The following is a 26,266-nucleotide window of genomic DNA, read 5'->3' as shown; positions in this document are numbered from 1 at the left end:
GACGCGTGACGGATCGAACGATGCCCTCCAGACGACGACTGCTCGCCGGCGTCGGAGTCGGCGCCGTTGGAATCACCGGTAGTGAAAGTGTTCTCGACGACGGGCTACGGACGAGTATCGGCATCGCGTCCGCCGCCGAATCCGCTGAGGTCGACTGGCCGATGGCGCGCTACGACGCCGCCGGGACCGGCTTCAATCCCGACGCGTCGGGGCCGAAAGGCGAGCCGCGAATCGCGTGGGAAGGGACCTTCGATAGAACGGGTGGATTCGGCATGGGGCCGCCGATTCTCGCCGACGGAACCGTATATGCCAGCACCGAGGAACTCGTCGCTTTCGACGCCACGACCGGCGACGTTCGGTTCTCCTACGGTGACGCCCACAGGTTCTCGAGCCCAGCCCACGTACCGTCCTCGATCTACCGAACGGATACGTTGGCGGTCGCCGCGCCAGGTGAGATCGTCGGCCTGAACGCCGGCGGTGGCCTGAAACTGTTCGGACGGCGGGTCGGAGACGAACGGTGGAAGTCGCCGGTCGGTGAATCGGGATTCGATTTCTTCGGTCCGACGGAGGCCCCGCCGCCCGTCACGGTCGACGGGACGGTGTACAGCGTCGTTCCGGAGACGTCCGACGTCGTCGCGCTCGAGGCCGACAGCGGTCGCGAACGGTGGCGACGAACCGTCGAGTACAGCGACATCGCCAGCGAGGCACTGCGCCGACCGGCAGTGAGAGACGGGACCGTTTTCGTCACTGCCTGGCCCCACCAACTCCGCGCGTTCGACGCCGAGACGGGCGACGAGGAGTGGCGCGACGAACTCGACGAGCAGATGGTCCTCGCGCCGACGGCGACCGACGGCGCTGTCGTCGTTCTGACGCGGTCGGGCGTCACGACGTACGAGGCCGACGGGAGCGACGTCCGCTGGAAGCGCGACCTCGAGGGGAACGCGACCGAGGGCGCCGCCGCCGTCGCCGACGGAACGGTCTTCGTCGCGGACAGTAACCAGTCGCTACACGCGCTCGACCTCGAGACGGGCGACGAGGAGTGGTCGGTATCGTTCGCCACCCCGACGACGCCGGTCGTCGCCGACGGCGTCGTCTACGTCACGAACGGGGCCGAAATCATCGCGTTCGATGCAGAGACGGGCGACGAGCTGTTCGCGTACGAATCGGAGTGGACGTTCTCACCGCCGGCGGTCGGCGACGGCGTCCTGTACGCCGTCGACGGCGATCGGCTCCTCGCGCTGGAGGGATCGGCGTGACGGGCGAACCGGGTTCGGGATCCGGGTCGGCGAATCGGGGGACGGGATCGCCGTCGAACGACGCGTCAGATCCGATTCGAAATTCGGTCTCGAGCCGCGACGACGGTACCGATGGCCGAACCGCCGCCCGGAGGAACGAGCCGTCGTCACCGCTCTCGGCGGCGACGCGGATCCGACGCGATCCATCGCTGCTCCTGCCGTTCGCCGTCGCCGGCGTCCTCCTCGCGATCGTCGATTGGGTTCGCCGACACGATCCGCTTCCAACGCTGTCGCTCGACGACAGTGTCGGCTTCACGATCAGCGTCGAGTTCGACGGCTACCCGACCGGCGTCCCGGAGACGACGCGCTCGCTCGAGGCCCTCGTCGACCTGAAACTCCCCTACCTCGCGTGGGGGATCGGACTCGAAGCGGTCGCCCTCCTGGTCGTCGCGGTCGCCGGGTCGATCACGATCGCTCGAGCCCTCGAGGAGGGGGCCGGGGTCGCCGACGCGGAAACCGAATCGCACTCGATTCGACGAGTGCCCGCGTATTTCGGTCTCGTCGTCCTCTTCTCCGCGGCGGGGCGACTGCTCGGTTCGCTCGGGGAACTCGGACTGGTCCTCGGGATTCCGCTGCTCGTCTTGGTCTTCGCCGCGATGGTACGCCTGTTCGCCGCGCCCGCGTTCGTCGTCACCGGCGCGGGACCGGTCGCGGCGCTCCGTCGAAGCGCCCGTGTCACCCGCGGCTCGGGCTGGTCGATCGCCGCGCTCGTACTCGCCTTCGGGCTCGCGGCGTGGCTCCTCACGCTCGTTCCGCTTCCGTACGCCGGGACCGTGCTGAGTAGCGCCCTCGTCGCGTCGGTTCACGCCGTCACGGTCGCCGTCGTCCGAGAACGCAGCGACGGAAGCGTGGCGAGTGACGGCTGAGACGGCTCAGGGGAGTGCGACCAGTCCGCGCGGCGCCTGCGTCTCGAGGCCTACCGCCCAATCAGTATCGATCCCCGCCCAGGAGTCGCCGAAGTCCTCGCTGCGGAACAGTCCCCAATTGTTCAGCGCGTAGACGACCCCGTCCTCGCCGGTCGTCTCGAAGACGGCGCGAACGACGCCCTCGCCCGTCGGGAGCCCCCGGTCCTCGAGTCGCTCCCAAGACTCGTCGCCGACGCGACGGTAGACGTGGGAGTCGGCCCGCTCGGCCGTGTGGGCCGTCCGGGCGCCGCTGGCGCTCGAGACGATGACCGCGTCCGGATCGGCGGGATCGACGGCCAGCCCCCAGCAGTAGGTGTGCTCGAGGCCGTCCTGGGGGCGCCGCCAGGAGTCGCCGCCGTCGTCGCTCACCGCGTAGCCGTCGCCGGCGGCGGTGTAGATCCGGCCCTCGCGGTCGGCGTGGGTCGCGAGCGTGTGGTTGTCCCGGCGCGAGCCCTCGGGGCGCTCGCGCCACGTCTCGCCGCCGTCGGGACTCAGGACGAACGCGCCCGCTTCGATGCCGACGTAGAGCCGGTCGGGATCGAACGGGTCGACCTCGAGCCAGCGGACGTGGTGGGTGTGGGGTCGCGGCGGGAAGGCCCACTCGTCGGCCGACGGGAGGTCGGTCAGCCCCTCGAGGCGCGTCCAGGTGTCGCCGCCGTCGAGCGAGCGGTAGACGCGGCTCGGTTCGGTTCCGGCGTAGACCACGTTCGGATCGTGCGGGCTGACCGCCAGCGCCGTGATGGCCTCGCTGACGAACTCGGTCTCGAGGCGTTCGAACTCCCGTTCGCCCGGCGCCGCGTCTCGACCGCGGGAACGGTACAGACCGTCCTCGAAGGTGCCGACGAAGACCCGCTCCGGGGCCGCCCGCGAGGCGGCGAGACACTCGATGGCGTGTCCCTCGAGTCGAGTGCTCGCGTGGCTCATCCCGCCCGCGTCGGCGTCGTCGCTCGCGTAGCAGCGGAGGCGGTCCCGCATCGCCGCGTAGAGAGTCGTCATGTCGATCGCAGACGGCTTCTATCACCAAACAAGTCGGGGCCGGCGAGCGGACTCGCCGACCGAGGTGTCGGTGGAATTGCCAATTGATTTATCATCGTCGTCTTCCCATCACGTACTGTTCCGACGATGCCCACCAGTGCTCGCCGCACGTCGACGTCCGTTCGGGAGCACTCGGTTTCGATCGTCGGACTCGGACTGCTCGCGATAGTCGGCGCATACGTCGTGACCTTCGGCGGGTCCGTCGCCTTGCTCGTCCTCGAAATGGGGATCCCCACGGGAATCGGAGTCGGTCACGTCTGGTACGGCGTTCGGACGCGGGACCACGAGGAGACGACGCGGCGAGCGGACATCGTCACCGTCGGCTCGGTCACCTGCGGCGCGATGGTCGCGCTCTTCTGTGCCTGGTGTATCTACCTGCTCTCGATCAGGATGAACTTTTCCGCCGGACTCACCCAGCCGGTGATCAGCGCGTTGAGCACCGGCATGGCGTTCGGTGGCCTCCTCGGCTACACGTACGTCGAGTTCGCCCACTACTACCGCGAGAGCGAGCGCCTCTCGCGGGCCGTCGACGCCTCGATGGACGGGATCGCCGTCGTCGTCGACGACGAACACGCGTACGTCAACGACGCCTACGCGACCCTCTACGACGTTCCCGACGCGGCGACGCTCGAGGGAACCGAGTGGGCGGGACGGTACGCGAACGCCGCGCGGGCGACGATCGAACGCGAAGTGCGACCGGCGCTCGCCGAGCGAAACTACTGGCGGGGAACGCTGATCGGCCAGCGAACCGACGGGACGACGTTCCCGCAGGACGTGACGGTCAGCGCCCTCGAGCGCGGGTACGTCGTCGTCGCTCGCGACATCACCGAGCAGCGAGACCGGGAGCAACGGATTCAGGTGCTCAACCGCGTCCTCCGGCACAACCTCCGGAACGCCGCGACCGTCATCGAGGGCCACGCCGGCCTCATCAGCGAGAAGGCGCCGTCGCTCGAGCGCGAGCACGTCAGGCCGATCCGCGAGGAGACCACCGACCTGATCGAGACGGCCGACAAGGCCCGCGGCGTCGAGCGAACGCTCGAGCGAAACGGAGACGCCGATCTGATCGACGCCACGGCGGCGGTTCGATCGGTCGTCGACCGCGCGCGAGCGGCTTATCCCGACGCGCGGATCGCGTCTCGGACCGACGAGTCGGGGGCGACGGCGACCACGCCGACCGTCGACGGCAGCGTCGTCGACGCCCTGAACGAACTCGTCGATAACGCCGTCGAACACCACTCGGCAGCCGACGGGGACGCCGCGGACGACGAACCGACCGTCGAAGTCGCGGTCCGAACCGTCGACTACGGCGACGACACCCGACTCGAGTTCACGGTCGCCGACGACGGCGACGGCATTCCCGAAACCGAGCGGCGGGCCGTCCTCGACGGCGCGGAAACGCAACTCGAGCACGGCTCCGGACTGGGGCTGTGGCTCGTCAACTGGATCGTCCAGAACGCCGGCGGCGATCTGCGGTTCGCCGACCGACCCGACGGCGGCACGGTCGTGACGCTGTCCTTTCCGTACGAGTCCGCCACTGGGCCGAAACCGATTCTCATGGAGACCCTGTGATCGGTGCCCGGAACTATCGAATCGGCCGCGTTCAGGTCTTCCAGGCGACTCGGATCGCTCCGACAGATAGTCACTGGCCCGAGAGTACCACCGGAATTAATATGACTCGACTTCCTACCGGTCGGTCGACCATGCCCACCCAACCCCCCACCCCGTCGACTCCCGACCGACCCGTCCCCGCGAGCGAGGGTCGAGTCCTCGCGACCACGTCACAGCTCGCCGGTCGCGTCGAAGACGCCCTCGACTGTCGGCTCGAGACGAGCGTCCTCGAGGACCTCCTGCTCGAACTCGACCGCGGTGACTACGTCGAGTGGGTGACCGTCACCCGCGACGGCGAGTACGTCTGGGACCTGAGCGACGCGCCCGAGCGGATCGGCGAGGTCGTGGCCGCGGCCGTGATGAAACGTCTCGAGCAGTGGCTCGCGACGCGAACCGACGAGTGAGGGTCGATTCGCGGCTCGAGTAACGAGGGCACTCGTTCTCGAGGCGGGTACGCTCGAAGCGTGTTCGCGATGGCTGCGAGGGCCTCGGTTCACGAACTGAGCGCCGGACGTACAGTCGCAGGGTTGCCGCGCACGAGGGACTGAAGTCAGCTCGGCGAGCGGTTTTGAATATTCAGGGTTCGTGAGATGACGCGCTCGAGTACAGCGGCGACGACTCACCGCTGAGCCACGTTGGCGCCGCAGGACTGGTACTGGACGCGAAAACCGGATCTGGCCATCGTCGCGTAGCCAGAAGACCTATGGTGTAATTATTGTCTCAATAGTGTATGGTTCGATATCCTGACGGAAGGTGTGCCGATTGCGGTGAGCGGAAATTTGCACAAATCGCTGGTCCCGGGCGGTGTCCGAACTGCGTACAACGGCAACAGATGGGACTGATCGACTACGTGGGTGAGTAGACTACACGTCATGGCGGTCCCGACAATCGTCGCAGATCAGTCTGTTGAAGCGCTTCTGCTGACCGCAGGCGTGACAGAGCCGTCGCCATTCGAAGATCAAATCGACATCTCTGGTCACTTGATCGGTTTTTGAGTCCCCCACTCCGGTATTCCCTCAGTCGAGGCTACCATATTCCGAGTGTTAAATGTACTTGCCAATGGTAGTGACCGTTGGAACTTATTTATGACCCCTGATAGTTAACTAAACGTGTCGGAACCAGCGAAAGAGCGGATGTCTGTCACCGCTACTCGAAGGCGATTCAGCGGTCGGCGCCGCGGAATCCGGTTTCAGTCTCGTCGGGAGTCTTTCGAGTCGACTCGGCTAGAAGCGACGGTTCGAACTCGAGCGGGCCAGTTGGCACGACGCCAGATTCAACAACGGGACGCCGGTCGAGATTAAATCGACGATGCTCGAGCACAGCGACGGCCAGCCGGGGAACTTCAAGGTCTATCGCGAGTATCACGAGAAACTCCGGCGAGCGGACGGCTGGTACTGTTTCGTCGTCTACCGGCCCCATGGGCGCTCTGATTGCACGATTGTCACGGACAAGATGTGCACGGCCTCGAGTCTCCCGCTGCTCCGGTGGCACGTCGGCGGCGATCACCGCGGCACGGAGCAGGCGAAGATTTCTATCGGCGACATTCCATAATGGTTGATAATACAATTTCTTTATTCAGAACTAGAGACGAAACTGAAACGCCCGATTTGGTAACTACAGATGCGTCCTGAACAGTTTGAAACAATTGCATAGCTAAGAAATACCGTTAATTGATGGATAGGAATATGACCGATATTCGTACGTCGTGTCGTTATGTGGAAACGACGATCTGTGCTGGCGAGTGGGGCAGCGCTGTCGATTGGGACCGGACTCGCTTCGGTAGGGGCCGGAGCCGCCGAGGCTGATGTCGACGACCTCCCGGACCCGGACCTGGATCCGAATCCGGACCTGGACGAGGACTGGGCGTCCTACCGCGGTGACGCCGGTCACGCGCGATTCATCGAAGACGGCTACGAGTTCGACGGCGAGTCGCTCGAGGCCGCCTGGACCGTCGACCACGACGGCTCCGTCGCGGTCGCCGACGACACCGTGTACACGACGACCGCGGACGGTGTCGTCGCCCTCGACGCGGCGGACGGAACGCGCCTCTGGGAGAACGCCGACGTCGACGCGGGTGACCCCGCGGTAGCCGGCGAGATGGTATACCTCAACGGCGGCGATATCGTGGCGCTCGATCGAGAAGACGGTAGCGTCCGCTGGGAGAGCGACCTCGACCCCGGGGAGAGGACGAGTAGCCACACGGTGGCGTACGACGGCGTCTTCGTCGTCGTCGACGGCATCCTGTATGCCCTCGAGGCCGACGACGGATCGGTCCGATGGCAGAAAGACACGGCTGTCGTCGAGTCGAGCGACGGTGACGAACAGGAGTCCGAATTCACCCCCGGAACCGCCGCGATGAACGGCGTCGTCTACGCCGAAACGCAGGACGGCGTTCTCGCCTTCGATCCCGCGACCGGAGAGACCATCTGGCAGACATCGCACTGGACAGGAGGAGATGCCATCTACGCGACTGAGACGGCGGTTCTCGCCGAGCTTCCGGGGGAGGAACTCCCCTTCTACGATGCACAAACCGGCAGTGGGTTGGGTCTGGTCGGGCCCTATTCCATAGGGACGCTCGGCAATGAATCCGTGCTTTCAGCACACGATTACGGCTACGACAGTACTTCGATCCACGGCGACGAGTACGATTGGGAGCTCGACGTTACGTACACCTACGGGCAGGCCGTTATCAGCGGCGAGACCGTCTACGTCTATTTTGAGGTAGATGGCCACAATTACGGAGACCGGGATTACGATCAGAAACTCGTCGCGCTCGACAAACGCGACGGGAGAGAGAAGTGGACGCTCTCGAAAGACGACGCACCGGTCGGACACATTCGTGCGATCAGCGGCGAGACCATCTACGTCGATCACGACGGCGAACTCGTCGCGCTTCGTGAAGAAACCGACACGGACGACCAGCCCGACGAGAGTGGCGAGAACGACGACACGGACGGCGGAAACGACGAGGGAGACGGATCTGACGAGCAAGACGGGTCCGACGACGAAGGCGGGTCCGACGAGGGAGACGAGCAGCAGGACGGCGAGGACGACAGCGACGCGGGGGAAGACGACAGCGACGACGAAGACGAGTGCCCCTGTCCGGACGACGATCCGGCTGCCGACGACGGAAAGTCCGTCGACGACGGCGATAGCGGGAACGGAACCGCCGGAGATGGGGACGCTGGAAACGAGACGGACGCTGGAAACGAGACGGACGCCGGGAACAACAGTGATGCCGACAACGTGCCCGGCTTCACGGCCGGTGGCGGACTTCTCGGCGGGGCGCTCGGCCTCGAGTGGCTGCGCCGGAAGGCCGGCGTCGACGAATCGACCAGCGTGAACGAACCGTCTGAGTGAGGGGATCCCGGGTCGGGCAAATTCGGACGAGATCACCGAACAACGTACCGGAATCCTCTATTTCATTGAAAAGGTCGCACACTACTTGCTCTGTACTTACCGCGAGTTTCGCGAGCAGTTCTGAATAAAAAACTGTGCTCCTATCTGCTGTTTCTAATCTCGATCAACGTCTACGGACTGTCCTACTTCGAAGGTCGTCGCTCTCGTCGATAGTGTTTCAGCGATCTCCGTGCGCTGCTCGTGAGTGAGGTCATCGCGCTCGAGGACGGTCCACGCTGCCGCAACCAGTTTTGGTACATCATCACAGGCTGAGACGACGGCTTTCGTCTTGTTACAGCCGTAGAAGTCCGCTGCTCGCTCGATTGCGTCGTTCCGGTACGCATACTCTTCACTGGTTCGGATTCGCATACTCGTACACACAGACCGTCGAATCCTCGTTTTTTCGCCTATCTCGAGCAGCCCATAGCCCACGAAATGGGGATGTCCCGTCACTCTATCCGAGTTGTCGCTGGGGTCGTGGGGCGATCATCGTTCGATATGCACACGGGGTTTCGCGACTCGTGTGCATATTCGGGGAACCGGATTTGTGGACGTGCAACCGGAGGGGAAACAAAACCAGATAAAGAAAGCAAGACAGACTGGTCTTGAAATCACTCAACAACGGGATACTCCAGCAAAACGTAACCACTGGCTCCGAAATACTGGCCGAAATTCATACCAAATCCTGTCTTCTCATACGTGAATTTCCCAATAGATACCAATTTCTCCGCAGCTAAGAGTACTAGTTCCAGAACGCATATGGCAAATACCCAGCCGAATGCCCCATACTCTACTGTCAGCCCCCTAATCAACTCTATAACATTCTCTACAGCCTCTGGTTGTTCTTTTACAGTCATAACTTCAGACACTGGTTTTATTATGTCATAAATCGGTTTTATAATGTCAAATAAACCATCTATGAATAAGATCCTAACCGGACGATCCTGACTATTCCACTTAATATGTATCGGTAGAGGGTAGTCTTTGATCTCTAACGGCTTGCTCATAGGTAACTTTGCATGTGTACAAAATTAAGATTGACGTGCGTCGAGTTACAGAGGGTGTGTTTCGTCTGGATCAACTGGGGCTCCGCATGCGGAAGCGGGGGCGGGGCGCTGTAATTTTTTGGCGCTGTCCCCTTGGGGACACCCGCCAAGGGGGCTTTCGCGCGCAGCGCGAAACGACCCTGCAGGCGCTGCGGTGCGATCACGGTGCAGACCCCGCTCTCGAGGGGACGAATACAACGGAACTTGCGAAAATCAGCTGCTAACGAAACTGTGGTTGTCTAAATGAAGTAACGGGGTAGTGTTGCCACTACTCTGGCCGATTCATCGATCGGCGACGGCGCCGACGAATCCTGTCTCTGTTCCGCCGCCGGGAGTCTTCCAGGTCAACTCGGCGCCGCGGAGAATTGTCGGGTCGTTCCCCGACTTCGACCACTTCTCGAGGGCCTCGGCGGCGATCGTACCGACGTTCTCGAAACTATCGGCCTTCAGCCGCGAGAGAATCGTATCGATTCGCATCCGACGGGGTTCGCCCTGGTCGTCGAACTCGAGGTCGGCGCCGTTCTCGGCAAGCCACTTCTGGAACGGCGACGACTCGGCGACGTGATCGGCCAGACCCACGAGGTGTTGCATCCGATCGGCGTAGCTCTCGATCGCGTGCTCGGCCGACTCGACGAGCGCGCGCAACTCCTCACGATACTTCCGGGCCCGAAACGAGACGTCGCCCTGGTCGAGCTCGAGGACGTCGCCGAGGTCTTCGATCGCCCGGTAGATCGTCGCGGGATGCTTGCCCAACTGGTCGGCGAGACCGCCGACCGTCGCCGTCGGTCGCGACCGTCACGATCGACGCTCATCGCGATCCCTCCAGAATCTCGTCGGGGCCGAAGACGCGAGCCCAACTGAACTGAACGTACTCCTCGCTGCGGTCTTCGCCCGCCGATCGCCAGCCTGTCTCGAGGCAGCGAGTCGAGACTGACTCGAGCGGCTCATCGGTCACCCCGCTCGCGTTCAGTAGCCGCGTTTACTGAATACTCATACAGCGGAGTCTCCCCAAAAATAACAGGGGAGACCGTTTTGTATTCGACTCCCCCTAGCTGGGACGATGGCCGATAATTCGAATTCAGAGAATTCCGATGAAGAAGGCCTTGACGCTGCGAAAGAGGAGATAGATGAAGAACCAGAACCTGGGCTCGGTCCGGGTGCCGATGGCGATGAAGAGAACGCAGAGAACGACTCGGATTCCGACGACGAGAACGACAATTAACGCTCGACAATTAACGCTCGAGGCGTTACCGCCGTCGGCACGGATTTCCCGGTTCTCGAGCGCGCGCCGAACGTCAGCGTCGGTCGCTTGATGGGCCGGATGGACTATGGGCGTCCGACTCTCGACGTCGTAGAGTTCGCTTGCCGAGACGAACTCCTCAGACATCGGGTTCACCCCCGTGACGACCGGGCGACGTCTCCGGGTCTGGGATCGCGACGTCGATCCCAGCAGCGGACCCGCGGGTCAGCCGGCAGTAGGTATCGCACTCGGGACAGCGATGGACTCGGTCGCGGTTATCACCGTAGACCCGGCAGAACTGAGCCGAGACGTGTTCGCCGCAGTGCTCACACGTCGACTCAGTGCCAGTCGACGGCCACGGCGCGATCGTCACGCTGACCACCCCCGGTTTCCTTCGATGAAATCGCCAGCCAGCGCGGAGGCGAATCCCGCACCGGCAATCACTCGATTTTCAGGGGTGGTTTCTACGCACGAAACGCAACTGCATAATGCGGAGTCAGTCGCTACAGCAGCGACTAACCGGATAACTCGAAACGTTACAAAATCTTGATGGACTCGCCGGGATTTGAACCCGGGGCCTCTTCCTTGCGAAGGAAGCGATCTGCCACTGATCTACGAGCCCTCGCACGTTCCTAACCGGGGTTTCTATTTGTAGCTTGTGTTTCGGGAGCGGCGCGACAGCCGTCCACACGCTCGAGTCGTCCCGAGCGTTCCCGCCGGTCGACACCGGATCGGGGTCATCGCTCGAGCTCCCCGCGCACGTCCTGCACCCCTAGTGCCACTAACACGCCGGCGACCAGCAGGAGCACGAGGGAGATGGATCCCATCCCGGCCGCCGAGAACGTCAGCGCGAAGTGGAGGACGAAGGCCGCCCAGAGGAACCAGATCCCGGCCCACCGACGGACGCGGACGAACGCGCTCGCGGTCACGACGGCGGCGTAGGCCACGAGGGACACGGTCTGGGTGAGCGAGGCGGTGCCCTCGAGGAGCAGTCGACCCGCGAAGAGGAGGACGACAGCGGCGACGGTCGCCCACGAGAGGGTGAGCTCTCGCTCGGCGACGTCGACCGCCCGCTGAACCTGAGTCGGTGCCATACGTTTCGTTCGAACAGGTCGGGAAAATACCTTTTCGCTCGGCTCCGCGAGGCGCGCTCGAGCGGTGATCGCCTCAGAGCCTCGCGGGCCCCGACTGCGACGGCGAGCCGACGTGCAGGACTCGAGCGCGTCCGGCCACCAGACCGAGCAACAGGCCGGTGAAGTGCGCGAGCAGGGCGACGCCCGGCGACGCGGTCGCCATCGTGACGGCGACGGCGAGGCCGAGGAACACCAGCGCCGACAGCCACGACGGGACGTCGACGAACGAGGCCAGGCTGGCCGACAGCCGGTTCGAGGCGATCAGGTAGCCCAGCAGGGCGAAGACCGCACCGCTGGCGCCGAGCACGCCGCCCGTCGCGGGAACCACGGAGACCGACGCCGCGACGTTCGTGAGGAGGATCTGGGCGATTCCAGCGATCGCACCCGTCACCGCGAAAAACAGGTGGAATCGAAGCCGCGTCGTCGCGCGCGCGACCGGCCAGCCGAAGACGATCAACGCGAGGCCGTTCGAGACCAGGTGGCCGACGCTGCCGTGGGCGTAGACGCTCGTCACGACCGTCCACGGATTGGTCGACAGCGGCGGCGCGAGGACGAACAGCCCGGCCATCAGCCCGACGCTGAGCAGCGCCGCCACCTGCTGGACTACGAAGACGAGGACGAAGACGGCGAGCAGCTCGACGATCGGGCTACTCGAGTCGTCGGTCGGCGATTCGGCGCCGGTCCCCGACCGCATTCCGATCCCCGATCGCGACGAGCGATCTGCCATAGCGGCTAGTGGGACGCGCCCCCCAAAAGTGTCCGCGTCGACACTGACGGCTATGGATTGCCTACCGCGAGCGTCGCTGGTAATTCGAAGACGGTCCGTCGGTGTCGCTTCTCGAGAGCGATCGCCGCTGTGGAGTCGTTAGCACACCGCTACCGCCGATCGCGACGGCTGCGTCGCTATAGACGGTGTGAAGAAACGGTGAAAATCGCAACCGCAACCGCAACTGCAACCGCGATCGCCTCAGTCCTCGAGGACGATCTCGATCGAGACGTCGTTCGGCACCTGAATGCGCATGAGCTGGCGGAGTGCGCGTTCGTCGGCGTCCAGATCGATCAGGCGCTTGTGGACGCGCATCTCCCAGTGCTCCCACGTCGCGGTGCCCTCGCCGTCAGGCGACTTCCGGGTCGGGACCTCGAGGGTCTTCGTCGGCAGCGGGATCGGACCGCTCAGGTTGACGCCGGTGTTGTTCGCGATCTCGCGGACGTCGTCGCAGATGTCGTCGAGGTCGTCTGGACTCGTGCCCGCGAGTCGAACGCGTGCCTGCTGCATTTATTTCTCGTGGACTTCGAGGACCTTCCCGGCCGCGATGGTCTGACCCATGTCGCGGATGGCGAAGCTCCCGAGTTCGGGAATCTCGCTGGACGGCTCGATACTGAGGGGCTTCTGCGGTCGGATGGTGACCACAGCAGCGTCACCCGACTGGATGAAGTCGGGGTTCTCCTCGGCGACCTCGCCGCTCGAGGGGTCCATCTTCTTGTCGATGGACTCGATCGTACAGGCGACCTGGGCCGTGTGGGCGTGGAAGACCGGCGTGTAACCGGCCGTGATCACGGACGGGTGCTGCATGACGACGATCTGGGCCTGGAACGTCTCGGCGACGCTCGGCGGGTCGTCGGCGGGGCCACAGACGTCACCGCGGCGGATGTCGTCCTTACCGATGCCGCGGACGTTGAATCCGACGTTGTCACCGGGCTCCGCTTTGGGCACCTCTTCGTGGTGCATCTCGATCGTCTTGACCTCCCCGCCCACGTCGCTGGGCTGGAAGGAGACGTTGTCGCCGGTGTTCAGGAGACCGGTCTCGATACGTCCGACGGGGACGGTACCGATACCCGAGATGGTGTAGACGTCCTGGATCGGGAGTCGAAGCGGCGCGTCCGTCGGCGGCTCCGGCTCCGGCAGGTCGTTGAGTGCCTCGAGCAGGATTTCGCCGTCGTACCACGGCGTGTTGTCGGACTTCTCGGCGATGTTGTCGCCCTCGAACGCCGAGATCGGGATGAACGAGGCGTCGTCGGTGTTGAACTGGACCTGCTTGAGCAGCTGGGTCACTTCCTCGACGACCTCGTTGTACGTCGACTCCTCGTAGTCGACGATGTCCATCTTGTTGATACCGACGATGAGTTCGTCGATACCGAGGGTGCGGGCCAGGAAGACGTGCTCCTGGGTCTGGGGCGCGACACCGTCGTCAGCGGCGACGACGAGGACGGCGTTGTCGGCCTGGGACGCGCCCGTGATCATGTTCTTCACGAAGTCGCGGTGGCCGGGACAGTCGACGATTGTGAAGTCGTACTCGTCGGTGGAGAACTCCTGGTGGGCGATGTCGATGGTGACACCGCGCTCTCGCTCCTCGGCGAGGTTGTCCATGACGTAGGCGAACTCGAAGCCGCCCTTGCCCTTCTCCTCGGCCTCTTCTCGGTGCTGTTCGATGACGTGCTCGGGTACGCTCCCCGTCTCGTAGAGGAGTCGTCCCACGAGCGTACTCTTCCCGTGGTCGACGTGGCCGATGATGGCCAGGTTCTGGTGTTGGTCGCTCATTGTTGTAGCTCACGCGCAGAGGCGCTTATATCGGTCTCTTTGGCTCGTTGCGGTTAAAACCATTTCGAAAGCGTATTCAGTCGAACCCGACGCCTTCTTGCGGTTTGCTGAGAGTTCACACGGAACAGAAGGTCCGTCGACGCGGTCGCCGACCGACCGATAGCGGCGACGACCGCCAACCGGGAGGGCGATTGCGGCGTCCGAATCGACCGGTACGACGCTTCCCTTCGCACGTGCTGTCGGGTATTGGCGGAGACGTGGGACGACGTGGTGACTACGCGAGAGAGTGCGACCGCTGTCGGCGAAGTGCGACCGCTGTCGACGAGCGACTCGAGCGCGCCGAGAATCATCACATCGTCCGGCAGCGTGCGGCACTCGAGACGGACCGATGACCGCGTACTAGCCGCATACGGGGCCGTAGGAACTGCCAAAACACGCCAGTGGAGCGAGACGTACCGTTTAGAGGTGGTCCTTGCCGGGGTTCGACGATCCCCAGTCGCCGCGACCGCCCTCGGTGCGATCGACGCCCATGATCGATTCGGCCTGGTCGGGACCGCCGAGGCTCTCGCGCGCGTCCGGTACGCGGACGGTGACCTCGTCGATCTCGGGCCACTTGATGAGTTCGGCCTCGATGTTGCCCGTCGTGACGTCGCTGACCGAACAGCCCTTACAGCCGCCGCCGAGTTCGATGATGACCTCGCCGGTCTCGGAGTTGACCTCGCGGACGGCGCTGGTCCCGCCGTGCATCTGGATGATCGGCATCTCCCGGCTGAGCCAGGTCTCGACGCGCTCTCGGAGCGACGGCTCGCCGTCGTCCTCGGCGTCGGATACCGCGTCGGAATCAGTCATTACTCGCTCTAGCACGCGAGCGCTGAATAAGGTTTTGACCCGTGTTAGCTACTATCAGGATCGTTCCTGACGGTTTCGAGGATAGCGCGCGCTCGGTCACCGGTCGCCGTCGCGCCGGCGGATCCACTCGAGGGCGGCCGCACCGCCGGCGAGTCCGACACCGGCGCCGAGACCGCCGAAGCCGGGAACCCGATCGCTGAGGGAGCCGTTCCCGTCGCCATCGTCGCCGTCGCTCGTCTCGAGTGTGTCGCTCTCGAGGCCGGTCGGGAACGTGTACAGCGCGCCGTCGATGTCCGTGGCGGGGATCCGCGACGTGCTGCTCGAGACGACCGTCGCACCGCCGTTGGCGACGCGTGCCGTCCAGAGCGCCGCGTCGTCGGTCTCGCGCCAGTGTGCGAGCTCCGCGGGATCGGTGGGATCGCTGACGTCGTGGATCTTGATCCCGCCCTGATACCACGCCGAGTAGAGGCGACCGTCGCGCAACTCGAAGTTGTGCGCGGTCGTCCACTCGCCGCCCCTGCGTGACGCGTCGTCGCTCTCGGGCGGCTCGATCGACGCCAGCGGGTCCGGCGCCGTCGGATCGCTGACGTCGTAGAGGTCGATTCCGCCCGGCCCGTCCGGCGCCGAGCCGTCGGTCGTCCAGGCCTCGCGACCGACCGCGAGGAGTTCGCCGGCGTCGTCGACCGTCGCGTAGTGGTCGTTGCCCGGCAGGCCGTAGACGGCCTCGCTCCCCCCGTAGCTGCGGTCCTCGCCGACGTCGGGGTCGCGCACGTGCGAGACGTACTCCGGGTCGCTCGGATCGCCGACGTCCACCAGATAGGTACCGGCGTCCCAGAACGGGAGGTACGCGATGTCGTCGTGGACGGTGACGTCGTGGAGGTAACGGACGTACCAGTAGGCGTCCTCCCACTCGGGGTCGTGCTCGAGCAGCGACCAACGGCCGACCTCCTCGGTCTCGTCGTCGCTCGCGTCGTAGATGACGAGGGCGTTGTCGTCGGGGCCGTTGGCGACGACGTAGAGCAGTCCGTCCGCGAAAAAGCAGTTGTGGATGTGGAAGCCGGTCTCGTAGCGGTCGACGACGGTGGGGTCGGCGGGATCGCTGACGTCGTAGAGTACGAACCCGTGGAAGCCGTCGTTTCCCTCGTTCGCCGGCCCGACGACGGCGAGTCGGTCGTCGTCGATCTCGACGTCGAGGATATCCATGAACTCCCGTCCGTCGACCTCGAGCCGGTAGCGTTCGGCGAGCAGTTCGGGCTCGGTCGGATCGCCGATATCGACGGTCGCGAACCCGAGCGCCGTCGCGAGATAGACCGTCTCGCCGTCGCCGCTGACGACTGCTTCACCGCCGTCCGGCACCTCGACGCGCCCGAGCGGTTCGAACGAGTCGGGGATCTCCTGACTGGCGCGCGGCGTCGCGCCGGTCGAGCCGGCGACCGCTCCCGGGACGGTCAGGACGGCACAGGCGGCCCCGCTCGCTCGGAGGAAGGCTCTCCGCTGCATACGTCACCCACTGTCGCGCGCGTCAAAAATACGTGGAAAGCGGACGCAAAGGTCGGTACGTCGTCGACTGGTCGGCCCCGAGGTCGCTCTCGAGGGGCGGCCTCGGGCCGCCGTCGATTCGAGCGCCGACCGTTACAGCTGCTTGCGGTCGCCCGTTCCGCCGGTCAGCGCGCTGGCGAGCGCGCCCTCGAGGACGACGTCGTCGCCCAGATCGGTGACGGTGATCTCGGGGACGTTGGTCATCACCATCTCGGAGACGCGCTCGCGGATGGGGTCGACGACCAGTTCCTCGTTGTGGAGGGCGACGGCGCCGCCGAAGGAGACGACGATCGGGGCGAACGAGTGGATCACGTTCGTCACGCCGACCGCGTTCCAGTGGGCGAGCTGCTCGATGGTGTAGTCGGCCAGTTCGTCTTCGCCGGCCAGCTCGAAGACGTCCTTGGCCGTGAAGTCGGGCCCCTCGAGGGGCAGGTCGGTCGAAATCGTCGGATCGTCCTCGGCGAGCAGTCGGGCGAAGTCGGGGATGGCGTTCCCCGAGCAGTAGGCCTCCCAGTGGCCGTCGCGGCCGCAGCCACAGGTCAGTCGCCCCTGCGGATCGACGACGCAGTGGCCGACCTCGCCGGCGTTGCCGTCCCAGCCGCTCATGATATTGCCGTCGCAGCAGACGCCGGCGCCGACCCCGGAGGAGATCGTGATGTATACCATATCGTCGGGGTTGCGGTCGGCGTGGAACCGCTCGCCGATGACGCCGGCGTTGGTGTCGTTGTGGAGGTACACCTCGTCGCTGTCGATCAGTTTCGAGATCGGTCCCGTCAGCGGGATGCGATCGATCGAGTCCGGCAGGTTCGCCGGATCGATGACCGCTCCTTCCGCGAGGTCGAACGGACCGATGGAGCCGATCCCCCCCGCGACGATTTCTTCGGGTGCGATACCGGCATCGCCGCACGCTTCGCGAAGCGTCCGCAGAACGCCTTCCGTGACGTCGATCCCCGTCGGGCCACGTGGTGTGGATCGGCGACTCACACCGATCGTCGTCCCGTCGTCCTCGGCGACGACGGCACGGACGTTCGTCGCGCCGAGATCGACGCCCGCATAGTAGTCCATGCTATCCTAGGGACGACCGCGACCGTACTTAACTACTCAGATTATACTCGCCAACGAGTATTATTTACAATAGATTACCGTCCGGGTCGCGACCGACCGCGATCGCTGGGGACAGTTGTATGCTGAACGGTAACATACATCTAGGTATGGCAACCGAGGAGACAGCTAACGGCAGCGAGTCCGGATCCGCCTCAGACCTGGCCGACAGCGAACGGAACGCGGTCCACGAGGTCGAACTCGCCCTCGAGTGGTTCCAGCGCGCGCAGGGGCAGTTGCTCGCGTTCCACCACGCGACGGGCCACGGCATGGACCACCTCCGCGAGGCCGAACGGCTCCTCAGGGAGTCCGGTCGCGACGACCTCGCCGACGCCGTCCGGGACGAGCTGTTACCCCACGGCGTCGTCGACGACGACCGCTGGTCGTACGACGTCGTCGAGAACTACCAGCGAACGTTGCTGGCCGAAGCCCGCGGACTCGAGGAACGGGTCCGGCGAGAACTGGTCGACGGCCGGCGACACGTACTGGAGCGTCGGCAGGAACGAGCGTGGAAAGATCGGGCCGACGAGCGGTGAACGACGTCTCCCGGCCCGACGGCACGCGGTATCGTCTCGATCGCCGTCACGGCCAGCGGAGCGCCGTCCGCGGACGGGGTCGCGCGATCGCTCGAGACCGACGACGGATCAGGCGCCGTGGTCGTCGTTCCGGACGAACGTGACGGGACACGGCGCCGACAGCATGACTTCCTGCGCCGTCGATCCGAAGACCGCTTTCCCGGTGGGCGACCGGCGGCGACCGCCGACGACGACGCGGTCGGCGTCGGTGCTGGTCGCGAGATCCACGATCGTCGGGCCGTGTTCGCCGACCGCACCCCTGGTCTCGTAGTCGACGCCGTACTCGTCGAGGGTCTCCTGCAGGTCGAGGATCGTCGAGTGACGGCGGGCGACGTCGTCGGGGTCGATCTCCGTCTGGTCTCGGTCGAACTCGAGTCGGGAGAGGACGTCGTCGTACTCGCTTTTCGTGAAGACGTGGGCGAGCACGACGGTGGCGTCGGCGGGCTCGGCGACTTCGGCGACCGTCTCGGCCAGTTCGTCGATTCGTTCGGCGTCTCCGGGTCCGACGGCGAGCAGCACTGTTTCTAGTGTCATACGGACATCTCTCTCGGGGAGCACCGTAAATCCACTTCTCGTGATCGAGTGCGGGCCGCCGTTCCGGGCGATTTTTCCACGCCGTCGTCGACGGGAGGGACATGGACGGACCCGACCTCTCGGATCGGACGGTACTCGTGACGGGCAGCGCACGCGGCGTCGGTCGCGAACTCCTGCTTTCGACCGCCGACTGCGGCGCGAAGACGGCCGTCCACTACTACACGAGCGCCGACGCCGCCCGCGAGGTGGCCGCCGAGGCCGAAGACCGCGGCGCCGCCGACGCGATGACCGTTCAGGGCGACGTCACCGACCCCGAGAGCGTCGAGGGGCTCTTTTCGGCCGTCGAATCCGAACTCGGCTCCGTCGACGTCCTCGTGAACAACGTCGGCGACTTCGCCCCCGACCACTGGGCCGACCTCGAGTTCGATACCTGGAACCGCGTGCTCGAGACCAATCTCAACGGCACCTACCTCTGCTCGAAGCGAGCCCTCCCCGCGATGCGCGAGGGCGACTACGGCCGGATCGTCAACATCGGCTACGCCTCGAGCGAGAAGGGGCTGGTCAGCCCGACGAACTTCCCCTACTTCGTCGCGAAGGCCGGCGTCCTGATGTTCACCCGGATGCTCGCGGCGGACACGCAGGACGACGCCGTGACGGTCAACGCCATCTCGCCGTACGTCGTCGAGAACTCCGACGAGTTCCCGGAGGAACTCCCCCGCGGCCGGCCCGCGAGCTTCGAGGACCTGATCGCGCCGCTGTACTTCTTCCTCGACCCGGACAGCGCGTACGTCAGCGGCGAGAACGTAGAGGTCGACGGCGGCTGGCTGCCCGAGAAGGTGTGAGCATCCGGCCCCGTCGAAAATCGCAGTAGTTTATCACGTCCCCCACTGTCTCCCCCGACATGACGGGTCGAGTTCGGGCGATCCACGTCGCCCCCGAACGAGAGGCGCCGATGGAGCGAGTCGAGGAAGCGACGGCCGTCGCCGGTCGCGGTCTCGAGGGGGACCGTTACTTCGACACCGAGGGGACCTTCGCTGACCGCGACGGCAGCGATATTACCTTCATCGAGCGGGAGGCGCTCGAGGCGGCCGAGCGCGACTACGGCATCGCCCTCGAGCCGGGGATCCACCGACGGAACGTCACCACCGAGGGCGTCGCGCTGAACCACCTCGACGGGGAACGGTTCCGCGTCGGCGACCTCGTCTGCGAGGGCACGGAACTCTGCGAACCGTGTTCGTACCTCGAGCGCCACCTCGAGGAAGAAGGCGTTCGCGAGGCGCTGATCCACCGGGGCGGCCTCCGAGCCCGGATCCTCGAGGGCGGCGTCCTGACGTCGAACGACCGCGTCGAACCGCTCGAACGATGACGCCTCCCCCGAACAAACTCGACCGAACGGCCGCCGTCGACGCCGACCGCCTCGCACACGCCGCCCTCGTCCTCATCGACTTCCAGCGGGGGTTCGACGATCCCTCGTGGGGCGAGCGCAACGACCCCGACGCGGAGGCGAACGCGGCGCGAGTGCTCGAGCGCTGGCGCGACCTCGACCGGCCGCTCGTCCACGTCCGCCACGATTCGACGGAACCGGACTCGCCGCTCCGGAGCGACAGCCCCGGATTCGCGTTCAAGTCCGAAACTGCGCCCCTCGAGGGCGAGCCGACGATGGTGAAGTCGGTCAACAGCGCCTTCGTCGGAACCGATCTCGAGGCGTGGCTCCGCGAGCGCGGCGTCGAGACGGTCGTGATCACCGGGCTCACGACCGACCACTGCGTCTCGACGAGTACACGGATGGCCGAGAACCTCGGCTTCGAACCGATCGTCGTCGCCGACGCGACCGCGACCTTCGATCGCACCTTCGACGGCGAGTGCTTCGACGCCGAGACGGTCCACCGCACCGCGCTGGCCCACCTCGAGGGCGAGTTCGCGACGGTGACCGAGACGGACGACCTGCTCGAGACCTGACTAGCAGTCCCGTCGCGACCGTCAGTCGCCGATAACCGGCTGGCACAGTTATGGGGCTTCTCCTCCTCGAGTCGCACATGCGAGTGGCAGTCGCCGGCACCTTCGGCCCGCTTCACGACGGTCATCGGACCCTGTTCGAACACGCGCTGCGGTTCGGCGAGGACGGCGTCGTCGTCGCCCTGACCAGCGACGACCTGGCGGTCGAGACGCGCCACGAACCCCGAGAAATTCCCGGGTTCGACGACCGCATGGCGGCGGTGACCGACGCCGTCGCCGAGATCGATCGCTGGGACCGCGAGGTCGAGATCCGGGAACTGACGAGCGAGTACGACATCGCCGAGGACGACCCCTCGATCGACGCGCTGGTCGTCTCCCCGGAAACGGCGCCCGAACTCGAGGCGATCAACGAGCGCCGACGCGACCGCGACCTCGAGCCCATCTCGGGGATCGTCGCCCCCTACGTCCTCGCCGCGGACGGCGAGCGGATCTCCTCGACGCGGATCGTAAACGGCGAAATCGACGAACACGGGGCCATCCTCGAGTGAGCGCCAGTTGCAGATCAGGTCCCGATTCGGATCGAACGGCCGTCAGACGAACGTGAGCGGCACCATGACGAGCACGCCGACGACGAGTCCGGCGGCCAGTTCCGGCTTGCCGCCCCGCGGGAGGTTCCGACCGACGTCGAGCGCCTCGGGGACGAACTCCGTGAGCACGAGGTAGATCATCGCGCCGGCCGCGAAGCCGAAGCCGTAGGGGAGGAACTCCCGGGCGTAGCGGACGAAGCCGAACGCCAGCACCGCCCCGATCGGCTGGGGGAGACTCGAGAAGACGGCCCACCAGACGAGCTTCCAGTCGGCGACGCCCATCGCCGACAGCGGGATCGAGATCGCCGTCCCCTCGGGGACGTTGTGGATCGAGATCGCGACGGTCATGAAGATCGCCAGCAGCGGGACCGTGAACCCGAGAAACTGGGTGCCACCCTCGAGGCCGAGATCGGCGAACGAGACGCCGATAGCGACGCCTTCGGGGAAGCTGTGGACGGTCAGCACGCCGAGGATGAGCACGAGTTTCTTGAAATCGGCCTCTTCGTAGTCGCGGGGGTCGATATCGGCGTCCAGCAACACGTCGTGGGCGACGATCACGAGCGCGACGCCGGCGGCCATCCCGATCGCGATCTCGAACGGCGTCCCCTCGGCCAGCCCCTCCTCGACGAGGCCGAAGGTCGACGCCGAGAGCATGATTCCCGAGGCGAGCCCCCAGAGGACGACGTTCCGCCGGTCGCTGATCGAGTCGAAGAGGAGGAAGGGGACGGCGCCGAGGCCGGTCGCCAGCGCCGTCACGAGGCCGGCGACGAAGACCAGCGCGAGGTTCTCGATGAGTGCCATCTACCGGTAGATCGGCGAGCGACCGGAAAGAGGCAGCGGCGATCGCAGCCGGGACAGCGGGTCCCCACCGCCGAGACGCCGACCTCGAGCGTGGCGATAACGATACGAGTTCGCCTTTTGTAACGAGAACAGCGGGCGCTACAGGAACCGATCGAGCCCGAGTTGCTGTTTCGCGAAGCGAGCGAGCAGCGGCGCGTCGTCGATATCGAACAGTTTCGCGATGGCGAGAACGTTTCCGTTGTTCGCCGCCGCGAGCGTCTCCTCGTCGAGCCGGTGGAGGTCGTTCATGAACTGGTCGTAGCGCTCGTTCGGCGCGAGATAGAGCAGTTGGGTCATCAGCAGTCGCTTGCGCTGGTTCGGCGCGACGTCGCGGTGCCAGAGGGTATCGTACACCTCGAGGTTCTCGGCGGTCGGCTCGAGGCCGTGTTTGAGACAGCTATCGACGGCGACGGCCGCGACGCGACCGGACTGCATGCACTTGTTGATCCCCTCGCCCCACAGCGGGTCGACCGTCGGGACGGTGTCGCCGATGGCCAGGAACCGGTCGGTGTGCATCCGTTCCGGCAGCTGGAGGTGGGCCGAGCCTCGGTGTTGTTTCCCCTCGAGTCGCGTCGCGTTCGCGAAGCGGGGGTCCGTCTCGAGCCAGTGCTCGAGGTAGTCGTCGACCGTGTGTCCGTCCTTGGCGTACCGACTGTGGTGCTCGTTCTGGAGGTAACAGAGTCCGACCTTGGCGGTGTCCTCGCCGGTGTGGAAGATCCACGAGTAGCCGCCGGGCGCGATCTCGTGGTCCAGTCGGAGCATCATCGCGTCGCGGAGGTCGGCGAAGCCGGGGCGGTCGATGTCGATCCCCTCGAACTCGTACTCGATGCCGATCGCGTGGTTCTCGCGTTTCAGGTCGACGACGTCGAGTTTCTTCGCCAGCGGCGCAGCGGGCCCCGTCGCGTCGATCACGACGTCGCCGTAGACCTCCTGGTCGCCGTTGTACCGAACGCCGACGATCTCGCCGTTCTCCGTGATCGGGGCGGTGACGCGAGCGTCGAACAGGTACTCGGCGCCCTTCTCGCGGCTGTCCTCGACGAGATAGCGCTTGAAGTCGGCGAACTCGAGGACGGCGCCGGGCTGTTCCTGCGTGTAGTGGTCGTGAGGCGACTCGAGGACGACGCTGTCGGTGTACTGCATGACGACGTCGTCCGGGATGCCGAAGGAGGCCATCATCGACGGGAACGTCCCCGCGGTCGACTTGTTGCTCTGGCGCGGGAACTCCTCTTCCGACTCGGTCTCGAGGACTACGACGTCGTAGCCCCTGGCAACGAGGTCGCGTGCGCACTGTCCCCCGGCCGGACCGGCACCGGCGATGACCACATCGTAGCGGTTGTTCATACCGCCGAAACTATTTCGAAGCCACATTAGTTTATTCAGTTGCGGTGGAGTGTCCGTCCGCAAACAACGAATTCCGCAGGCGAGGTACGAGGTCCACAGCGTCGGTTCAGCCGGGACGATGCGCTCGCTCGCACGGCGGACACGTGTCAGCGAACGATCGTCACCGGAACGGGTGAGCGTCGGGCGATCCGTTCCGCGACGCTCCCGAGCAAGACCCGCGAGATACCCGATCGACCGTGGCTGCCGACGACGATTCGATCGACCGCGCGGTCGGTCGCGTACTCGAGGACGGCGGCCGCGGGTTGGCCGGTCAGGAGCACCGTCTCGACCTCGCAGTTCCGCTCGTTCGCGGCCTCTCGGGCCGTCTCGAACAGTTCGTTCGCTCGCTCTCGGCGCTGCTCTCGGATCCCGTCGGCGCCGAGGTGGGCGGCCTCGCCGTAGCCGCTCTCGTTCGGATCGACGACGTGGACGGCGACGATATCGTCCTCGTCGTGGTTCTCGAGCGCGTACTCGAGGGCCGCCCGGCCGGGATCAGACTCGTCGAGGGCGACCAGGACTGTCATACGAGACGGTTCGGCCCGCACATACTTGGATGTGCCACACCGTTCACAGCGTCCGTATCGGCGCGCCGGAACCCGCTGGAACCGCGCCGACGTTCCGATGGCAACCGCGCCGACCGACCGCGACGAATCGGGCTCGACGCGCACCTACTGGGCGGACGTCGTACTATCGGTCGGTTCCGGCGCTATTCGAAAGGCCGGTCGGACCAGCGGAAACTGTCGGATACGGGTCGTAATCAGTCGTTACTCGAGGGATTTCGAACGTACTCGACGGGACTCGCGTTCAGAGCAGTCGCGAAGCGGGGACGTGGCAGGCGGTCGCGAGAACTCGGCCGCGGTCCGGCTCGTGACACACCGCGGCCCGGCTCGGCGCCCAGCCTCGCTGGAACGGCTGACGGGGACGAGCGGCCGCATTTCGGTCCGTTCCGCGGTGCTTGCAAAGCCAACGGGTGCAATAACGGGTGTGGCATACGTAGGCTTGCGAAGCTCTCCCAATGAGTACGAAAACGCCGCGAAAGGCCGACATCCTGCGTCCGATACAGAACACGTCGACGAAGTACTTCGCGCTGGCCGCCGTCGCGGGACTGGCGTTCGCCCTGTTCGTCCTCGGGTGGTTATATCAGCTCTACGAGGGGATGGCCGTCACCGGCCTCGCGGACTGGGGCTCGGGCGGCGGCGTGACGTGGGGCGTCTACATCGGTGCGTTCATCTGGTGGGTCGGGATCGCGCACGGGGGAATCATCCTCTCGGCGGCCGTCCGGCTGCTCGGGATGGAACGCTACATGCCGGTCGCTCGCCTGGCCGAACTCCTGACGATCGCCGGGCTCTCGGCCGCCGGCTTCTACATCCTGGTCCACATGGGCCGTCCGGACCGGATGGTCACGAGCGTGCTCGGCCACTACCACATCACGATCCACAACTCGCCGCTGGTGTGGGACGTGACCGTCATCACCGCGTACCTCGTGTTGACGGCGACCTACCTCTCGCTGACGCTGCGGTACGACGTCAGCCGGCTGCGCGACCAGCTTCCGGATCGGTTCGGTCCGATCTACCGGTTCATGACGATCGGCTACACCGAACGCGAGGACGAGGTCATCGACCGGATGGTCTGGTGGCTCGCGCTCGCGATCATCATCATGGCCCCGCTGTTGCTCCACGGCGGCGTCATCCCATGGCTGTTCGCGGTGATTCCGACGATGCCCGGCTGGTTCGGCGCCGTTCAGGGCCCGCAGTTCCTCACCATCGCCCTCACCTCGGCGATCAGCGGCGTCATCCTGCTGTCCTTTGCCTTCCGCTGGGCCTACGACTGGGACCACATCATCACGGACGACATCTTCCGCGGACTGCTCCTCTGGCTGGGCTTCTTCTGTCTGCTCTTCCTCTGGCTGCAGCTCCAGCAACTCGTCACCGGCCTGTTCACGGCGCCCGTGGACGTGACCCACGCGGCCGAGGGACGGATTCACCAACCGCTCTACGCCCTCGCGATGGGTCTCGTCGCCACGGCGCTCGCGTTCATCTTCGCGCAGACGATCCGGCCGACGCTGTTCACCAAGAAGCGGGCCGTCGCCACCGGGCTCATGGTACTCACCGGTACGCTGATCGAGAAGATCCTGTTCGTCGTCGAGGGGTTCCTGCACCCGACCCTGGACATCTACGGCGCGGTGCCCGGCGAGTACTTCCCGAGTCTCATCGAGATCGCGTCGCTCGTCGGCACGGTCGGGATGGTGACCCTGTTTTTCCTCACGGTGGCCAAACTGTTCCCGGTCGTCGAACTCCACGCGATCGAACACCTTCAGGAGAAACAGGCGCCCCAGGAGGAGCCGGTGATTCACGACGACTGACGGCTCGCTCGTCACTGTCCGATTTTCGGCCGCAGTCACCGACTCGAGCGACGCCGTCCCGGCGTCGGCGATGGATCGGAGTCGCGCCTCGCTAGCCGTCTCTCGCGTCGCTGCAAAATTGAACGGGACGACGGGTATCGAGTCCCATCGCCGATCGTTACTCGGAGTAGCCTTCCTGCAGGAACGCGCCCTCGGTCTCGTAGATCGAGAGGAGTTCGTCGAGGAACTCCTCGTAGGACTCGCCCTCCTCGCAGTGGCTGTCGAGCCGTTCTTTCATGTCGTCGCTGAGTTCGATGGTGTGAGTCATAGCTGGCACGAAGCGGACGCTTCGACAGTACCGTCG

General features: G+C 65.3%; 28 protein-coding genes, 1 tRNA gene and 2 pseudogenes. 12 read left to right on the top strand and 19 right to left on the bottom strand.

The genetic code is table 11. From position 1 onward, the window contains the following. Positions 1 to 20: 20 nt before the first annotated feature. Both WD430_RS11090 and WD430_RS11085 read left to right on the top strand, forming a co-directional pair. A complete protein-coding gene (locus WD430_RS11090) occupies positions 21 to 1,256 on the top strand; it encodes a PQQ-binding-like beta-propeller repeat protein (RefSeq protein ID WP_339102517.1) in 1,236 nt (411 codons plus the stop codon). Then, positions 1,253 to 2,161: a hypothetical protein gene (locus WD430_RS11085; protein ID WP_339102516.1), complete on the top strand. Its 909-nt coding sequence runs from the start codon at positions 1,253 to 1,255 to the stop codon at positions 2,159 to 2,161. Before WD430_RS11090 ends, WD430_RS11085 begins: the two co-directional genes overlap by 4 nt. 6 nt (positions 2,162 to 2,167) lie before the next feature. Here the strand turns inward: WD430_RS11085 and WD430_RS11080 are convergent, their stop codons facing one another. Beyond that, positions 2,168 to 3,196 (bottom strand): hypothetical protein, encoded by a 1,029-nt coding sequence (locus WD430_RS11080; RefSeq protein ID WP_339102515.1) that lies wholly within the window; start codon positions 3,194 to 3,196, stop codon positions 2,168 to 2,170. A gap of 126 nt (positions 3,197 to 3,322) precedes the next feature. Between WD430_RS11080 and WD430_RS11075 the strand changes: the two genes are divergently transcribed. The 4 genes and pseudogenes from WD430_RS11075 (at position 3,323) to WD430_RS11060 (ending at position 8,203) form a co-directional block, all read left to right on the top strand. Further along, positions 3,323 to 4,804, top strand: coding sequence for an ATP-binding protein (locus WD430_RS11075; protein ID WP_339102514.1), 1,482 nt, complete (start codon positions 3,323 to 3,325; stop codon positions 4,802 to 4,804). Between the two features lie 131 nt (positions 4,805 to 4,935). Next, positions 4,936 to 5,247 carry a hypothetical protein gene (locus WD430_RS11070; protein ID WP_339102513.1) on the top strand — a complete coding sequence of 104 codons (312 nt, stop codon included), beginning with the start codon at positions 4,936 to 4,938 and terminating at the stop codon, positions 5,245 to 5,247. Between the two features lie 823 nt (positions 5,248 to 6,070). Beyond that, positions 6,071 to 6,394: pseudogene (locus WD430_RS11065) on the top strand (hypothetical protein); the annotation flags it as partial. Positions 6,395 to 6,556: 162 nt separating this feature from the next. Further along, positions 6,557 to 8,203, top strand: a complete 1,647-nt coding sequence (locus tag WD430_RS11060) for a PQQ-binding-like beta-propeller repeat protein (RefSeq protein ID WP_339102512.1) — start codon at positions 6,557 to 6,559, stop codon at positions 8,201 to 8,203. Between the two features lie 153 nt (positions 8,204 to 8,356). Here the strand turns inward: WD430_RS11060 and WD430_RS11055 are convergent, their stop codons facing one another. From WD430_RS11055 to WD430_RS10995, 13 genes and pseudogenes are all read right to left on the bottom strand, one after another. Next, positions 8,357 to 8,611 (bottom strand): hypothetical protein, encoded by a 255-nt coding sequence (locus WD430_RS11055; protein ID WP_339102511.1) that lies wholly within the window; start codon positions 8,609 to 8,611, stop codon positions 8,357 to 8,359. A gap of 242 nt (positions 8,612 to 8,853) precedes the next feature. After that, entirely contained in the window at positions 8,854 to 9,249 is a 396-nt protein-coding gene (locus tag WD430_RS11050; RefSeq protein ID WP_339102510.1) for a hypothetical protein, read from the bottom strand. 321 nt (positions 9,250 to 9,570) lie between these two features. Continuing rightward, positions 9,571 to 10,068, bottom strand: a pseudogene (locus WD430_RS11045) (DNA-binding protein); the annotation flags it as partial. 298 nt (positions 10,069 to 10,366) lie between these two features. After that, on the bottom strand, positions 10,367 to 10,675 hold the full coding sequence (locus WD430_RS11040) for a hypothetical protein (protein ID WP_339102509.1): 309 nt from the start codon (positions 10,673 to 10,675) through the stop codon (positions 10,367 to 10,369). Next, entirely contained in the window at positions 10,668 to 10,910 is a 243-nt protein-coding gene (locus WD430_RS11035) for a hypothetical protein (protein WP_339102508.1), read from the bottom strand. Before WD430_RS11035 ends, WD430_RS11040 begins: the two co-directional genes overlap by 8 nt. Before the next feature lie 168 nt (positions 10,911 to 11,078). Then, positions 11,079 to 11,150: transfer RNA gene (locus WD430_RS11030), tRNA-Ala, on the bottom strand. 115 nt (positions 11,151 to 11,265) lie between these two features. Beyond that, entirely contained in the window at positions 11,266 to 11,622 is a 357-nt protein-coding gene (locus WD430_RS11025) for a hypothetical protein (protein ID WP_339102507.1), read from the bottom strand. Positions 11,623 to 11,695: 73 nt separating this feature from the next. Beyond that, a complete protein-coding gene (locus tag WD430_RS11020) occupies positions 11,696 to 12,388 on the bottom strand; it encodes a rhomboid family intramembrane serine protease (protein WP_339102506.1) in 693 nt (230 codons plus the stop codon). Between the two features lie 240 nt (positions 12,389 to 12,628). Next, positions 12,629 to 12,937 (bottom strand): 30S ribosomal protein S10, encoded by a 309-nt coding sequence (gene rpsJ / locus WD430_RS11015; protein WP_004215311.1) that lies wholly within the window; start codon positions 12,935 to 12,937, stop codon positions 12,629 to 12,631. Next, positions 12,938 to 14,200, bottom strand: coding sequence for a translation elongation factor EF-1 subunit alpha (tuf, locus tag WD430_RS11010; RefSeq protein WP_339102504.1), 1,263 nt, complete (start codon positions 14,198 to 14,200; stop codon positions 12,938 to 12,940). 459 nt (positions 14,201 to 14,659) lie between these two features. Continuing rightward, the gene (locus WD430_RS11005; RefSeq protein WP_339102503.1) at positions 14,660 to 15,049 is read right to left on the bottom strand and encodes a NifU family protein; all 390 of its coding nucleotides are present in this window, start codon (positions 15,047 to 15,049) and stop codon (positions 14,660 to 14,662) included. 96 nt (positions 15,050 to 15,145) lie between these two features. Continuing rightward, positions 15,146 to 16,549 carry a hypothetical protein gene (locus tag WD430_RS11000; RefSeq protein ID WP_339102502.1) on the bottom strand — a complete coding sequence of 468 codons (1,404 nt, stop codon included), beginning with the start codon at positions 16,547 to 16,549 and terminating at the stop codon, positions 15,146 to 15,148. Positions 16,550 to 16,681: 132 nt separating this feature from the next. Then, entirely contained in the window at positions 16,682 to 17,653 is a 972-nt protein-coding gene (locus WD430_RS10995; protein ID WP_339102501.1) for an ROK family protein, read from the bottom strand. 146 nt (positions 17,654 to 17,799) lie between these two features. On the opposite strand from WD430_RS10995, the gene WD430_RS10990 reads away from it, so the two are divergent. Then, positions 17,800 to 18,225, top strand: a complete 426-nt coding sequence (locus WD430_RS10990; protein ID WP_339102500.1) for a hypothetical protein — start codon at positions 17,800 to 17,802, stop codon at positions 18,223 to 18,225. 108 nt (positions 18,226 to 18,333) lie between these two features. On the opposite strand, the gene WD430_RS10985 is transcribed toward WD430_RS10990, so the two are convergent. After that, a complete protein-coding gene (locus WD430_RS10985; protein ID WP_339102499.1) occupies positions 18,334 to 18,798 on the bottom strand; it encodes a universal stress protein in 465 nt (154 codons plus the stop codon). A 101-nt stretch (positions 18,799 to 18,899) separates the two neighbouring features. Between WD430_RS10985 and WD430_RS10980 the strand changes: the two genes are divergently transcribed. From WD430_RS10980 to WD430_RS10965, 4 genes are all read left to right on the top strand, one after another. Beyond that, on the top strand, positions 18,900 to 19,640 hold the full coding sequence (locus WD430_RS10980) for an SDR family oxidoreductase (protein WP_339102498.1): 741 nt from the start codon (positions 18,900 to 18,902) through the stop codon (positions 19,638 to 19,640). A 59-nt stretch (positions 19,641 to 19,699) separates the two neighbouring features. Next, positions 19,700 to 20,164, top strand: coding sequence for an MOSC domain-containing protein (locus WD430_RS10975; protein ID WP_339102497.1), 465 nt, complete (start codon positions 19,700 to 19,702; stop codon positions 20,162 to 20,164). Further along, positions 20,161 to 20,757, top strand: coding sequence for a cysteine hydrolase family protein (locus WD430_RS10970; protein WP_339102496.1), 597 nt, complete (start codon positions 20,161 to 20,163; stop codon positions 20,755 to 20,757). Before WD430_RS10975 ends, WD430_RS10970 begins: the two co-directional genes overlap by 4 nt. Before the next feature lie 77 nt (positions 20,758 to 20,834). Next, the gene (locus tag WD430_RS10965) at positions 20,835 to 21,302 is read left to right on the top strand and encodes a pantetheine-phosphate adenylyltransferase (RefSeq protein WP_339102495.1); all 468 of its coding nucleotides are present in this window, start codon (positions 20,835 to 20,837) and stop codon (positions 21,300 to 21,302) included. 42 nt (positions 21,303 to 21,344) lie between these two features. On the opposite strand, the gene WD430_RS10960 is transcribed toward WD430_RS10965, so the two are convergent. From WD430_RS10960 to WD430_RS10950, 3 genes are all read right to left on the bottom strand, one after another. Next, positions 21,345 to 22,142 (bottom strand): ZIP family metal transporter, encoded by a 798-nt coding sequence (locus WD430_RS10960; protein ID WP_339102494.1) that lies wholly within the window; start codon positions 22,140 to 22,142, stop codon positions 21,345 to 21,347. A 138-nt stretch (positions 22,143 to 22,280) separates the two neighbouring features. After that, a complete protein-coding gene (locus tag WD430_RS10955) occupies positions 22,281 to 23,522 on the bottom strand; it encodes a digeranylgeranylglycerophospholipid reductase (protein ID WP_339102493.1) in 1,242 nt (413 codons plus the stop codon). Positions 23,523 to 23,668: 146 nt separating this feature from the next. Beyond that, positions 23,669 to 24,085, bottom strand: a complete 417-nt coding sequence (locus WD430_RS10950; RefSeq protein ID WP_339102492.1) for a universal stress protein — start codon at positions 24,083 to 24,085, stop codon at positions 23,669 to 23,671. 491 nt (positions 24,086 to 24,576) lie between these two features. Here WD430_RS10950 and nrfD point away from each other — a divergent pair, with 491 nt between their 5' ends. Then, positions 24,577 to 25,923, top strand: a complete 1,347-nt coding sequence (gene nrfD, locus WD430_RS10945; RefSeq protein ID WP_339102491.1) for an NrfD/PsrC family molybdoenzyme membrane anchor subunit — start codon at positions 24,577 to 24,579, stop codon at positions 25,921 to 25,923. 157 nt (positions 25,924 to 26,080) lie between these two features. On the opposite strand, the gene WD430_RS10940 is transcribed toward nrfD, so the two are convergent. Then, a complete protein-coding gene (locus tag WD430_RS10940) occupies positions 26,081 to 26,230 on the bottom strand; it encodes a hypothetical protein (RefSeq protein ID WP_339102490.1) in 150 nt (49 codons plus the stop codon). Positions 26,231 to 26,266 lie beyond the last annotated feature (36 nt).

It is taken from the genome of Haloterrigena sp. KLK7 (assembly GCF_037914945.1).
Classification (GTDB): Archaea; Halobacteriota; Halobacteria; order Halobacteriales; family Natrialbaceae; genus Haloterrigena; species Haloterrigena salinisoli.
The sequence above is the reverse complement of the archived record's forward strand: the minus strand, read 5'-3'. Positions and strand labels throughout refer to the sequence as shown.